This is a genomic window from Salipiger sp. H15 (assembly GCF_040409955.1).
Taxonomy (GTDB): Bacteria; Pseudomonadota; Alphaproteobacteria; order Rhodobacterales; family Rhodobacteraceae; genus Salipiger.
Genome location: NZ_CP123384.1, coordinates 214,298 through 227,128, shown reverse-complemented (window position 1 = coordinate 227,128; position 12,831 = coordinate 214,298). Strand labels below are relative to the sequence as shown.

The following is a 12,831-nucleotide window of genomic DNA, read 5'->3' as shown; positions in this document are numbered from 1 at the left end:
AAAAACGCCGGGCGAAGGCCCGGCGTCGTCATTCCTGCGCGCTGCGCCGCGGCTCAGCCGGCGGTCGGTTCCGCGGTCGGGGTCGGCGCGGCCTTGGCCTTGCCGGTCGAGAGCGGATCGTCGGCGCGCTGCACCGAACCCTCGAAATGGGCGCCGGACTCGATGGCGATGGTCTTGTGGATGATGTCGCCCTCGACGCGGGCGGTGGCGGTCAGGCGCACCTTCAGGCCGCGCACGCGGCCGACGATGCGGCCGTTGATCACCACGTCATCCGCGACGATCTCGCCCTTGATCGTGGCAGTCTCGCCGACGGTCAGCAGGTGGGCGCGGATGTCGCCCTCGATGGTGCCTTCGACCTGGATGTCGCCGGTGGTCTTGAGGTTGCCGGTGATGTGCAGATCGCTCGACAGGACCGAAGCCGGCGGCTTGGCTTTCGGAGCGGTCGGCTTGAACTCGGTCGACCGGGGCGCATCGGAGACCGCGGGTTTCGCCACGGCTTCCTCGGCCTTGGGCCCGGGTTCATTGATCTTGCTCTTAGAAAACATCGTTGGCAGCCTTGATGTAGATCATGGGATTGACGGGCGAACCGCCGACGCGGATCTCGTAGTGAAGATGCGTGCCGGTCGACCGTCCTGTATTTCCCATAGCACCAACCTGCTGTCCGCGCGAGACCCTTTGGCCGACCTTCACGTTGATTTTGGACATGTGGCCGTAGCGGGTCTCGATCCCGAACTCGTGCTGGATCTTCACGAGGCGCCCGTAACCGGACATCCAGCCGGCGTGGATGACCACCCCGTCGGCGGTGGCGTAGATCGGCGTGCCGTGCGGCGCGGCGAAATCGGTGCCCTCGTGCATGCGGCCCCAGCGGCGGCCGAAGCCCGAGGTGAAGCGGAAGGGATCCTTCAGCGGGACGGAAAAGGGGGCCCGCTCGGCGGCGATGCGGTAGAGGTTGAGCTTGTCCATCTCGCCGAGGATGCGGTTGGCGCGCTCGGCATCGGCCGAAGGTTCCTGGCCGCGGGTGCTGAAGGTCAGCGGGGTGAGCGGGCCGCCCTGGCCCGAGTAGCCCTTGCGCACCTGCTTGATCAGCGTGTCGGGGTTCATGCCGGCGGCCTTGAACATCTTGTCCAGCGGCTCGACCGAGATGGTCATCGCGTCCTCGAGCTGGCGGAAGATGATGTCGTTCTGCTCTTCCATCAGCCGCATCTCGGTGGCGATCTCGTCGGCGCGCACCAGCGCGTCCTGCGCGTCGGCGACGACCTGGTCGCGCTCGGCGGCGGTGCGGGCGAGCATCCCCGACAAGAGGTCGAGCGTGCCGTCACCCTCGCCGCCGGCCGCGGCGAGCGCGGTGCCGCCGTTCGCCACCTGGTCCTCGAGCGCGGCGAGGCGGGTGCTGGCGTCCTCGCGTTCCTTCATCGCGGTGCCGAGAGTGGACTGGATCACGTCGATCCCGGTCTCGAGCTCGCGGCGGCGGGTCTCGCTGTCGAGCAGCTGCGACTGCATCTCGGAGACCTGGGCGAGGGCGGTGTTGAAGCGTTCCTGCGCGGCCTTGGCCTCGGCGGCGCGGACGTCGCGCTCCCGCGAAAGCTCGTTGAGGCGCTGCTGGTAGGTGGTCTGGTCGCGGCGGGACTGTTCGCGGAAATTGCCGGCGCTGATGCTGTCCATCAGCAGGATGGCGGTGGCGACGATGGTCCAGCCGACGGTGAGGGCGATGCCCAGGGTCGCGATGGCCTGTGTCCCGGATCGGAGGCGGATGAACCGCGTGTCGGTGTCCGACCTGAGAAAGAGTCGACGTTCCGGAAAATAGCGCTCAAGAAGCGCGTGCCATTTGATCGCAAGCCGCGTCCGCACGTGTCTGTCCCTTATTCCGTCCCAATTCCGGCCCGGGTCCCCTAATCCCCAAACCTGCAAAGGGACTAACAGACCCCCTCGAAATCGCAACAATTTTGGGCTTGCGATTCGTCGCGTAAGGCGGAACGGCGCGCAAACGGCGAAAACCTGCCGATCTCAGCTACTTCTTTTGGATAGGATCTGCCCGTTTTTTCGCCTGTTTTCCGGGCAGGGAATGTGTCCGGTGTGGGGCGCGCGGGCCCGGGCGGGTCCGCAACGTCCTTGGAAGGACGTTGCAACTCCCTTTGAAGGGAGTTGCCCGTCGCTCAGAGGTCCTTGGCCGCGGCCAGCACCTCGTCGGCATGTCCCGGCACCTTCACCTTGCGCCATTCGCGCAGGATCCGGCCGGTGCCGTCGATCAGGAAGGTGCTGCGCTCGATCCCCATGAAGGTCTTGCCGTACATCTTCTTTTCCTTCCACACGCCGAAGGCGGTGCAGGTCTGCGCGGTCTCGTCCGACAGCAGCGGCACGGCGAGGGACTTCTTGAGGAGGAACTTCTCGTGGCTCTCCAGCGAGTCCGCCGAGATGCCGAAGACCTTCACCCCGAGCGCCTCGAACTCGGGCATGAGCCGCGAGAAATCCTGGTTCTCGACCGTGCAGCCCGAGGTGTCGTCGCGCGGGTAGAAGAACAGCACCACCTTCTCGGGGCGCAGCGCCGACAGGGTGACCTCTCCGCCGCCGGTGACGGGAAGGGTGAAATCGGGGGCCATGTCCGACATTGCGCATCTCCTTTGGGCGGTTCGCTTTGCTGGGTTCTTGGGCTAGAACCCGGAGTAGGACAATAGCGAGATGAGAGCGCACCGCCAGTGACAGCCGGCAAGAGCCACCGAAAACCGCGCTCGAGACGCCGCCGCGTCGTGCTCTGGGGCTGTGGCTGCGGGCTGGGCACGCTGCTGCTTCTGCTGCTGCTCGTCGCGGGCGGGATCTGGTACGCCAAGGGCAGCTCGGTCTCGGCCCCGGACTGGCTGCGCTCGGCGGTCGAGGCGCGCATCGCCGATGCGCTGCCCGGCACCGAAGTGAGTTTCGGTGACCTGAGGCTGCGGCTCCAGCCCGACTGGCTGGCCCGGATCGCGCTGACCGATGTCGAGCTGCGCGGCCCGGACGGCGAGCAGCTTGCCGCGCTTGGGCTGATCGAGGCCGGGCTTGCCCCGACCGAGCTTCTGCGCGGCGAGTACGAGCTGCGCGTGGCGCGGGTCTCGGGCGTGCAGCTGATGGCGCGGCGCGACGCGGCCGGGCGGCTGACCATGGGCTTCGACGATCTGCTGGGACGACGCGGACCGGCGCCCGACCTGCCCACCATCATGAAGCTGATCGACAGGCTGGCGATAGATCCGCGGCTTGCGGGGCTGCAGTCGGTCGAGGCCGACGCGCTGACCCTGCGCTACGAGGATGCCCGCGCCGGGCGCGCCTGGACGGTCGACGGCGGGCGCGTCGGGCTGCACCGCGAGGGGGCATCGCTGCGGCTTTCGGGTGACGTGGCGCTGCTGGGACGGAGCGACGTGCCGGCGACGCTGGCCTTCAACGCCGAAAGTCCGATCGGCACCGGCGCGGCGAGCTTCGGCGTGACGCTGAACAGCCTCGACACGCAGGACATCGCCACCCAGTCCCCGGCGCTGGCCTGGCTCAACGGCCTGCGCGCGCCGATCTCGGGCGCGCTGCGCGGCGCGATCACCGAGGCGGGCGAGCTCGGTGAGCTTTCCGCGACGCTGCAGATCGGCGCGGGGGTGCTGCAGCCGCGTGCCGACACCCAGCCGATCCCCTTCGAGGACGCGCGCACCTATTTCTCCTTCGATCCCGCGACGAACACGCTGACCTTCGACGAGATCTCGGTGAAGAGCCGGATCGGCACCATGGTCTCGGACGGGCGCGCGGTGCTCGAGGGTCCGGTGGGCGGCATGCCCGACGCGATGGTCGGCCAGTTCCGCTTCTCGCGGCTCGAGGCCGACCCCGAGGGGTTCTTTGACGACAAGCTGAAGCTCGCGGGGGCCGAGACCGACTGGCGGCTCAGCTTCAACCCGTTCCGCTTCGAGCTCGGGCGCCTCCGCGTCACCGATCCGGCGCTGCCGCTGCGGGCGAGCGGGCTGCTCTCGGCCGAGGAGGGCGGCTGGCGCTTCTCGCTCGACGCGCAGCTCGACACGCTGACCCCCGCGACGTTGCTGTCCTACTGGCCCCGCTCCGCCGCAGACAAGGCGCGGGAGTGGATCGAGAAGAACATCTACGCGGGCACCTTCCAGGACGTGACCGCCGCGCTGCGGCTCGAGCCGGGCGGCTCCCTCGTGCCCTACCTGCAGAGCCGTTTCACCGGGGTCGAGCTGACCTATTCGCGCACCCTGCCGCGGCTCTACGAGGGGGTGGGGCTGCTGACCCTGCTGCGCAACCGCCTGACCGTCGCGCTGGATTCCGGCGAGGTGCGGCCGCGGCAGGGCGGCGTGCTGCAGGGCGAGGGCTCGAGCTTCGTCATCCCCGACCTCGCGGCGCGCCCGATGACCGGCGAGGTCATGGTCCACGCCACCGGCCCGCTCGAGGCGGCGCTCTCCTACCTCGACGAGGAGCCGCTCGAGGTAATGAAGAAGGCGAACAAGCCCGTGGCGCTCGGCACCGGCGAGGTCGCCGCGGATGTACGCGTGGTGACGCCGCTCAAGCACGGCGTGCAGCGCGAGGAGATCAACGTCATCGCCGATGCCACGGTGACCGGCGTCGAGAGTGCCGAGCTGGTGCCGGGAAAGGTGCTGCGCTCCGACGCGCTCTACGTGGCGGTGGACGACACCGGGGTGAGCGTGCGCGGGCAGGGCGACCTTTCCGGCGCGCCCTTCGACGGGGCCTGGTCGCAATCCTTCACCCCGGACACGCCGGGCAAGGTCGAGGGCGAGGTGGTGCTCTCGGAGGCGGTGTCGCAGGCGCTGGGGATCGGCCTGCCGAAGGGCACCTTCTCGGGCGAGGGGCGCGGGAAGATCGACATCACCCTGGCGCATGGCCAGCCGCCGAGCTTCGTGCTGACCTCGGACATGGCGGGGCTCGGCGTGTCGTTGCCGCAGCTTGGCTGGCGGCTGCCCCCGGCGGGCACCGGCGCGCTCGAGGTCGAGGGCACGCTCGGCACGCCGGTCTCGGTCGAGAAGCTGGCGATCAAGGCGCCGGGCCTGACCGCGCAGGGCTCGGTCGCGCTGAACGAGAACGGCACGCTGCGCCGCCTGTCGCTGCCGGTGCTGCGCACGGGTGGCTGGCTCGACGGCTCGGCGGTGCTGGTCGGGCGGGGGCGCAACGCCGCGCCCGCGATCCGCATCACCGGCAACGCGCTCGACATGCGCGGCGCGCCGCTCGGCGGGTCGGGCGGCGGCGGGGGTGGCGGGCCGATCGAGGTCGCGGTCGCCCAGTTGCAGGTGACGGACAAGATCGCCGTCCGCGACTTCCAGGGCAAGTTCTCGACGGCCCGGGGGCTCAACGGCACCTTCACCGGCGCGGTCGGCAAGGCCGCGATCCAGGGCGACGTGGTGCCGCAGAACGGCGGCACGGCGATCCGCATCCGCGCCCGCGACGCCGGCGACGTGCTGAAGGGCGCGGGGGTCATGCAGAACATCCAGGACGGCACCTTCGACCTGACGCTCGTGCCGGTGAAGGGCAAGAGCGGCGAATATGACGGGCTGCTGAAGATCGAGGGCACGCGGATGCAGAAGAACCCGGCGGTGGTGCAGCTGCTCGACGGGATCAGCGTCGTCGGCATCATCGACCAGCTGAACGGGCCGGGCATCTTCTTCTCGGAGGTCGAGGCGCGGTTCCGCATGACGCCGCAGCAGATCATCCTCACCCGCTCGAGCGCGACGGGCCCCTCGATGGGCATCTCGATGGACGGCTACGCCAACCTTGCCACCGGCATGATGGACATGCAGGGGGTGCTCTCCCCGATCTACGTGATCAACGGCATCGGCCAGCTTTTCTCGCGCAAGGGCGAGGGGCTGATCGGCTTCAACTTCAACCTGCGCGGACCGGTCGCCGACCCGGCGGTCAGCGTGAACCCGCTTTCGGTCTTCACCCCGGGCATGTTCCGTGACATCTTCCGCCGCCCACCCCCGCAGGTGAGTCAGTAGCGCCAGAGACCCCGAGACCCATGCAGCTTTCCGATTTCGACTTCCCTCTGCCCGAGGACCTCATCGCCACGCGCCCGGCGCACCCGCGCTCTTCGGCGAGGATGCTGGTGGCCGAGGGCGAGACGATCACCGATGCCATCGTGCGCGACCTGACGGAGTGGCTGCAGCCCGGCGACCGGCTGGTACTGAACGACACCAAGGTGATCCCGGCGCGCCTGTCGGGGCTGCGTCACCGCTCGAGCGCACAGGGCGAGACCGAGGCGCGGATCGAGATCACGCTGCTCGAGCCGCGCGCGGGCGGGCTCTGGGCGGCGCTGGTGAAACCGCTGAAGAAGCTGCGCGAGGGCGAGACGGTGGTGCTGTCCGACCGGCTCTCGGCGACGCTCGAGGCGCGCGATGAGGGGCAGGGGCTGTTCCGATTCAACCTCACGGGCGAGGATTTCGACGCGGCGCTGGCCGAGGCCGGGGCGATGCCGCTGCCGCCCTACATCGCCGCCAAGCGCGCCGCCGACGAACAGGACAAGGAAGACTACCAGACGGTCTGGGCGCGGGCCTCGGGCGCGGTGGCCGCGCCGACCGCCTCGCTGCATTTCGACGCGCCGCTGCTGGAGGCGCTGAAGGAACGGGGCGTCACCTTCACCCATGTCACGCTGCACGTCGGCGCGGGGACCTTCCTGCCGGTCAAGGTCGATGACGTGACCACCCACAAGATGCACGGCGAATGGGGCGAGGTGACCGAGAGTGCCGCCGCCGAGATCGCCGCCACCAAGGTGGCGGGCGGCCGGGTGATCCCCGTCGGCACCACGGCGCTGCGCCTCATCGAGACCGCCGCGCGCGAGACCGGGGCCATCGCGCCCTGGACCGGGGTCACCGACATCTTCATCTACCCGGGCTTCGAGTTCCACGTCGCCGACGCGCTGATGACCAACTTCCACCTGCCGAAATCGACGCTGATGATGCTGGTCGCAGCCTTCATGGGCAAGGAGCGGATGGACCGCGTCTACGCCCATGCGCTGGCCGAGCGCTACCGGTTCTTCTCCTACGGCGACGCCTCGCTGCTGATCCCCTGACGCGGGGCTGTCTAGCGCAGCACCACCGTGTCGCCGTTCAGCATGGTCGTCGCGTTGAGGCAGATGGGCAGCAGTTGGAGGTTGGTGGTGATCTCCGAGATGTCGCGCACCAGCGGGTTGACGATGCTGCCGAGCAGATTGAGCGTTCCCGAAAGGAAGGTGCCGGATTCCTCGACGGTGTCGTCGAGCAGCACGCCCAGCGGCGAGGCGGTCGAGACCAGCGCGGGAATGCCCGCCACCGCGTCGAGATCGGCAAAGAGCAGCACCTTCACCCCGTCCCCCGGCGCGCAGTCCGGCGAGCCCGACAGGATGCTGTCCGGGCGCAGCCGCACCTCGTCGAGGTCGCGCACCAGCGACAGCAGGTTCGACACCACGAGGCTGGCGCGCAGCGACACCTCGCCCTCGAAGCGGATCGGGCATTCCGAGAAGATTGCGGCGTTCTCCACCACGAAGCCGTCGCCGAGCCGGACCACTTCCCCGGCCTCGCAGTCGAGGTAGACGCTGCCGTCGCTGAGCACCGAGATGTCGTCGAGATCGCTGATGTCGATGTGCTGCGTCGCGGTGCGGGCCACATCCTCGATATCACCGAGCGTCAGCGCCTCCAACCCGAAGAGCTCGAGCGTCGGCAGCGACAGGCTCTGGACGAGCAGCCTGTCGATCAGCCGGTCGGTCTCCTCGGTGCGCCAGAGCGGCATCTCGCCATAGCTGACGCCCGCATTCGCCATGAGGCAGATGCCAAGGAAGACGTCGAGCTCGGAGACGTCCACCCGCGTCTGCAGCGACAGCAGCGGGGCAGGGCAGTCGAGCGCGCCGCGGGTGCGGAACTGCGCCACCGCCTGGCCCTGGATGTTCCACGGATCGTAGCCGAAGAGGCCGATGAACATCAGCGGCTCGGCGCTCTCATGCGCGGCGTCGCGGTTGAGCGTGACCCGGACCGCGTCATAGGGGGTGGCGGCGGCCAGGAAGGCACCGCTGTCCGGGTCGCGCCGGCCCATCTCGAAGCTGCCCTCGTGCCAGGCGTTGTCGCGCGCCGCCGCCTGCAGCCCGGTGCCGGCAATCCGCTCGGCCACGGCGCGCGGGGATTCGAGCGTCACCGGTTCCGAGGCGCGGATCGCGGCGCTGAGCGCCGCGGCCTCGGCGTTCGACTGCAGGATCTCCTGCACCCGCCAGGCATTGGCGACATCGACCGCGGCGCCGCCGACGAGCAGGCTGGTGACCAGCAGGAAGAGCGCGTAGATGGTGCCGGCACCGTCCTCGGACGGTGCGAGCCGCGCCGCGCGGGCGCTGAGACGCGGGGACGCCATCAGTTCGGCTCCCGCAGCATCGAGACCGAAACCTGCAGATCCCCGACGACGTAGCGCCCGACGACCGGCGTCAGCGAGGCCTTGGCCGCCGCCAGCGCGACCCGGGCGTCGACCTCGTCAGGCCCGGTCTCGACCGAGATCGTGTAGGGCGCGCCCTTGAAGAACAGGCGCTCGCGCAGGTAGGCGTCGGCATCCTCGGGCCGCACGCGGTGGATCGAGACGGCGCGGGCGGTGTCCCGGGCGGCGTTCCACATGTTGGCGTCGAGCACCATCATGAACGCGAAATCGAGAAGCACGGCGAGCAGGGCGATCAGCAGCGGCCCCCAGATCGCGACCTCCACCGTCAGCGATCCCTCCTCCTCCTCTCGAAACCTCTTCCCTAACGGCAGGCCGCGGGCGAATGTGAAAACTGCAGGTGTTCCGACCCTTCCAAACGTGCGCGTCGACATGGGATGCGCCCCCTGTACTGGTTCCTCCTCCGGCGGGAAAACATGTCCCGCACAATCACATTTGGCGACCGGATTGCGCCTGAATTGCGGCAAATTGGAGAACGCGGGCTAATGCATCGGTAATGATGAATGTGATATCAAGTAACGAATTGGTTTATTGAGACATTTATTTTTCGTTTTGGGTGCAACTTTGGCGAGATTCGAGCCGGAATTTCACAGACAGGCCGTGTTTCGGAGGCGAATTTTGCCCAATTTCGCGCCGATCCGCGAATGCCCTTGCACCGGAGACGCGGCACGGGCAGGGCAGGGATCAGAGTGGAATCGATGCCGAGCCTTGCGGCAAGAATGGGACAAAGGGTCTGACTTATGACTGAGGTTCTGAAACACTCCTGGGCGCTGCTGCTGGGGGTCATGCTGCTGATGGTCGGCAACGGCCTGCAAGGCTCCCTGCTCGGCGTGCGCGGCAATGGTGCGGGCTTCTCGGCCTTTTCCATGTCGGTGGTCATGGCGGGCTATTTCGCCGGCTTCCTGCTCGCCTCGCGCATGACACCGGGGATGATCCGCCGCGTCGGCCACGTGCGGGTCTTCGCCGCGCTCGGCTCGTTCATCTCGGCGGTGCTGATCCTCTACCCGGCCTTCCCGCATCCCATCGTCTGGACCATCGAGCGCATGGTCATCGGCTTCTGCTACTGCGGCGTCTACGTGACCGCCGAGAGCTGGCTCAACAACGCCTCGTCGAACGAGAACCGCGGCCAGGCGCTTTCGGCCTACATGATCGTGCAGATGGTCGGGATCATCGCGGCGCAGATGCTGCTGCTGGTTCCCGATCCCTCGGGCTTCCTGCTCTTCGTCATTCCCTCGGTGCTGGTGTCGATCGCCTTCGCGCCGATCCTGCTGTCGATCTCGCCGACCCCGGCCTTCGACACCACCAGCCCGATGAGCCTGCGCGAACTCTACCACGTCTCGCCGCTCGGCATGGTGGGGATGTTCCTGCTTGGCGGGGTCTTCGCCTCGCAGTTCGGCATGGCGGCGGTCTACGGCTCCGAGGCGGGGCTGACGCTGGCGCAGATCTCGACCTTCGTGGCGGCCTTCTACGTTGGCGCGCTGGTCACCCAGTACCCGCTCGGCTGGGTCTCGGACCGGATGGACCGGCGCTTGCTGGTGGTGATCGTGGCGCTGGTCGGCGGGATTGCCGCGGCGGTCGCGGTGACGCTCTCGGGCAATTTCACCGTGCTGCTGGTCGCGGCCTTCCTGATCGGCGGCGCGTCGAACCCGCTCTATTCGATCCTCATCGCGCATACGAACGACTTTCTCGGCACCGAGCGCATGGCGGCGGGCTCGGCGGGGCTGCTGTTCATCAACGGGCTCGGCGCCATCGCCGGCCCGCTGATCTCGGGCTACGTGATGGAGCTGATGGGGCCGGGCGGCTTCTTCGTGCTGATCTCGGCGCTGATGCTGGGCCTCACCGCCTATGCCGGATGGCGCATGACGCAGCGCCCGGCACCGGCCTCGGACGATGCCGCGAGCGTGACCGCGGTGGGCCCGGTCTCGTCGCCCGTGGCGGTCGAACTGGCGCAGGAAGTGGCCATCGAGGCGCAGGAGGCGGCCGAGGCCGAGGCCGAGGAAGCTGCGCGGCATGCGGCTGGTAGCGATCCCACCTCCCGTTGAGCGCCTGAATTTTGGGCGTTGTGAGAATGACGCAGGGATTGTCGCAATTGACAGAATTTGTGACTTCGCCTTGCGGCAGCAGCGAATGTAACCTTTCAGTGACGACGGAGCGGCACGTAAGGATGGAACTATGAAAGCCCCCGAAGACATTCTGGCATTCTGGCTCGACGAAACCCCGCCGGAGAAACGCTACACCGCGGACGAGGCGCTGGACGCCGAGATCCGCGCCCGGTTCGAGGAGACCTGGGAGGCGGCGATGGAGGGGCGGTTCGGTCTCTGGCTGACCTATCCCAGCGGCGCGCTGGCCTATGTCATCCTGCTCGACCAGTTCTCGCGGAACATGTTCCGCGGCACGGCCAAGGCCTTTGCCTCGGACGCGATCGCCCTCGCGGCGGCCAAGCAGGCGATCTGGCGCGGCTGGGACATGAAGATCGACGAGCCCGCGCGGCAGTTCTTCTACGTGCCGCTGATGCATTCCGAGAACCTCTGCGACCAGGAGCGCTGCATCCGGCTGATGAAGGAACGGCTGGCCGAGACCGGCGAGTCGAACCTGCTGCACGCGCGGGCGCACCGCGAGGTGATCCGCGAGTTCGGCCGTTTCCCGACCCGGAACGAGGCGCTGTCCCGCGCCACCACCGCGCCCGAGAGCGGCTACCTCCAGGGCGGCGGCTACGGCGAGGTGCTGCGCAGGCTGCAGACCGCCCAGGCGGCCTGACCCGGGCCACAGCTCTATTTCCAGGGCCCGCGCGATCGGATCGCGCGGGTCTTTGCGTGCCGTCAGCCCGGTTTGCCATGGCGGGTTGCGCATTCCGCTCCGGCCAGCCACCTTGCTCTCGGTCCGGCAGTGCCCTAGCTGACCGTGCGGAAGACGATCTTTCGTGGGTGGCGTTGAAGCCCCGTGGGAGATGGTTTAATATCAAACTAATTTGACTCGGCGGGAGAGAGCCATGGCTTCGCAAAGCTTCGACATGATCGTCATCGGTGCCGGACCCGGGGGCTACGTTGCCGCCATCCGCGGCGCGCAGCTCGGCCTCAAGGTGGCCGTGGTCGAGCGCGAGCACATGGGCGGCATCTGCCTCAACTGGGGCTGCATTCCGACCAAGGCGCTGCTGCGCAGCTCGGAGATCTACCACTTCATGCAGCGCGCCAAGGACTACGGCCTGACCGCCGAGAAGATCGGCTACGATCTCGACGCGGTGGTCAAGCGCTCGCGCGGCGTGGCCAAGCAGCTGAACTCCGGCGTCACCCACCTGCTGAAGAAGAACAAGGTCACCGCGTTCATGGGCGAGGCGACGATCCCCGCCAAGGGCAAGGTCACCGTCAAGACCGACAAGGGCACCGAGGAGCTGACCGCGAAGAACATCGTGATCGCCACCGGCGCGCGGGCGCGCGAGTTGCCGGGCCTCGAGGCCGACGGTGATCTCGTCTGGACCTACAAGCACGCGCTGGTGCCCTCGCGCATGCCGAAGAAGCTGCTGGTCATCGGCTCGGGCGCCATCGGCATCGAGTTCGCCAGCTTCTACAACACGCTCGGCGCCGAGACGACGGTCGTCGAGGTCATGGACCGCATCCTGCCGGTGGAGGACGAGGAAATCTCGAAATTCGCCAAGAAGCAGTTCGAGAAGCAGGGCATGACCATCCGCGAGAAGACCATGGTCAAGCAGCTCGACCGCGCGAACGGCAAGGTCACCGCGCATATCGAGCAGAACGGCAAGGTCACCAGGGAAGAGTTCGACACGGTGATCTCGGCGGTCGGCATCGTCGGCAACACCGAGGGGCTGGGCCTCGAGGCGCTCGGCGTGAAGGTCGAGCGCACCCACGTCGTCGTGGACAAGCACTGCCGCACCGGCATCGAGGGCGTCTACGCCATCGGTGACATCGCCGGCGCGCCCTGGCTGGCGCACAAGGCGTCGCACGAGGGGGTCATGGTGGCCGAGCTCATCGCCGGCGGCCATCCGCACGCGGTCGAGCCCTCGTCCATAGCCGGCTGCACCTACTGCCACCCGCAGGTCGCCTCGGTCGGCCTGACCGAGGCCAAGGCCAAGGAGGCCGGCTACAAGGTCAAGGTCGGCCGCTTCCCCTTCATCGGCAACGGCAAGGCGATCGCGCTCGGCGAGCCCGAGGGGCTGGTGAAGACGATCTTTGACGAGAAGACCGGCGAGCTGCTGGGTGCGCACATGGTCGGCGCGGAAGTGACCGAGCTGATCCAGGGCTACGTCGTGGGCCGCCAGCTCGAGACCACCGAGGAGGACCTGATGAACACCGTCTTCCCGCACCCGACCCTGTCGGAAATGATGCACGAGAGCGTCCTCGACGCCTACGGCCGCGCGATCCACTTCTGAGACCGCGACGCTTCGGAAAAACGAAGGGG

General features: G+C 68.1%; 10 protein-coding genes. 5 read left to right on the top strand and 5 right to left on the bottom strand.

What is annotated here, in order from left to right:
• Nucleotides 1-53: 53 nt before the first annotated feature.
• The 3 genes from PVT71_RS01105 to PVT71_RS01095 form a co-directional block, all read right to left on the bottom strand.
• Nucleotides 54-545 (bottom strand): polymer-forming cytoskeletal protein, encoded by a 492-nt coding sequence (locus PVT71_RS01105; RefSeq protein WP_353472650.1) that lies wholly within the window; start codon nucleotides 543-545, stop codon nucleotides 54-56.
• Nucleotides 535-1,848: a M23 family metallopeptidase gene (locus tag PVT71_RS01100; RefSeq protein ID WP_353472649.1), complete on the bottom strand. Its 1,314-nt coding sequence runs from the start codon at nucleotides 1,846-1,848 to the stop codon at nucleotides 535-537. The genes PVT71_RS01105 and PVT71_RS01100 overlap by 11 nt, the downstream gene beginning before the upstream one ends.
• 305 nt (nucleotides 1,849-2,153) lie before the next feature.
• Nucleotides 2,154-2,606, bottom strand: a complete 453-nt coding sequence (locus PVT71_RS01095; protein ID WP_353472648.1) for a peroxiredoxin — start codon at nucleotides 2,604-2,606, stop codon at nucleotides 2,154-2,156.
• An 87-nt stretch (nucleotides 2,607-2,693) separates the two neighbouring features.
• On the opposite strand from PVT71_RS01095, the gene PVT71_RS01090 reads away from it, so the two are divergent.
• Both PVT71_RS01090 and queA read left to right on the top strand, forming a co-directional pair.
• A complete protein-coding gene (locus tag PVT71_RS01090) occupies nucleotides 2,694-5,969 on the top strand; it encodes an AsmA-like C-terminal region-containing protein (RefSeq protein WP_353472647.1) in 3,276 nt (1,091 codons plus the stop codon).
• Nucleotides 5,970-5,989: 20 nt separating this feature from the next.
• On the top strand, nucleotides 5,990-7,039 hold the full coding sequence (queA, locus tag PVT71_RS01085) for a tRNA preQ1(34) S-adenosylmethionine ribosyltransferase-isomerase QueA (RefSeq protein WP_353472646.1): 1,050 nt from the start codon (nucleotides 5,990-5,992) through the stop codon (nucleotides 7,037-7,039).
• Nucleotides 7,040-7,050: 11 nt separating this feature from the next.
• Here queA and PVT71_RS01080 read toward each other — a convergent pair whose 3' ends face one another.
• Nucleotides 7,051-8,343, bottom strand: coding sequence for a TadG family pilus assembly protein (locus tag PVT71_RS01080; RefSeq protein ID WP_353472645.1), 1,293 nt, complete (start codon nucleotides 8,341-8,343; stop codon nucleotides 7,051-7,053).
• On the bottom strand, nucleotides 8,343-8,684 hold the full coding sequence (locus PVT71_RS01075; RefSeq protein ID WP_353472644.1) for a TadE/TadG family type IV pilus assembly protein: 342 nt from the start codon (nucleotides 8,682-8,684) through the stop codon (nucleotides 8,343-8,345). Before PVT71_RS01075 ends, PVT71_RS01080 begins: the two co-directional genes overlap by 1 nt.
• Nucleotides 8,685-9,158: 474 nt before the next feature.
• Here PVT71_RS01075 and PVT71_RS01070 point away from each other — a divergent pair, with 474 nt between their 5' ends.
• The 3 genes from PVT71_RS01070 to lpdA all read left to right on the top strand — a co-directional run bounded on the left by PVT71_RS01070 (nucleotide 9,159) and on the right by lpdA (nucleotide 12,802).
• Nucleotides 9,159-10,460: an MFS transporter gene (locus tag PVT71_RS01070; RefSeq protein ID WP_353472643.1), complete on the top strand. Its 1,302-nt coding sequence runs from the start codon at nucleotides 9,159-9,161 to the stop codon at nucleotides 10,458-10,460.
• A gap of 130 nt (nucleotides 10,461-10,590) precedes the next feature.
• Nucleotides 10,591-11,175, top strand: a complete 585-nt coding sequence (locus PVT71_RS01065) for a DUF924 family protein (RefSeq protein WP_353472642.1) — start codon at nucleotides 10,591-10,593, stop codon at nucleotides 11,173-11,175.
• A 232-nt stretch (nucleotides 11,176-11,407) separates the two neighbouring features.
• Complete coding sequence (gene lpdA, locus PVT71_RS01060; RefSeq protein WP_353472641.1) at nucleotides 11,408-12,802, top strand: dihydrolipoyl dehydrogenase; 1,395 nt, start codon at nucleotides 11,408-11,410, stop codon at nucleotides 12,800-12,802.
• Nucleotides 12,803-12,831 lie beyond the last annotated feature (29 nt).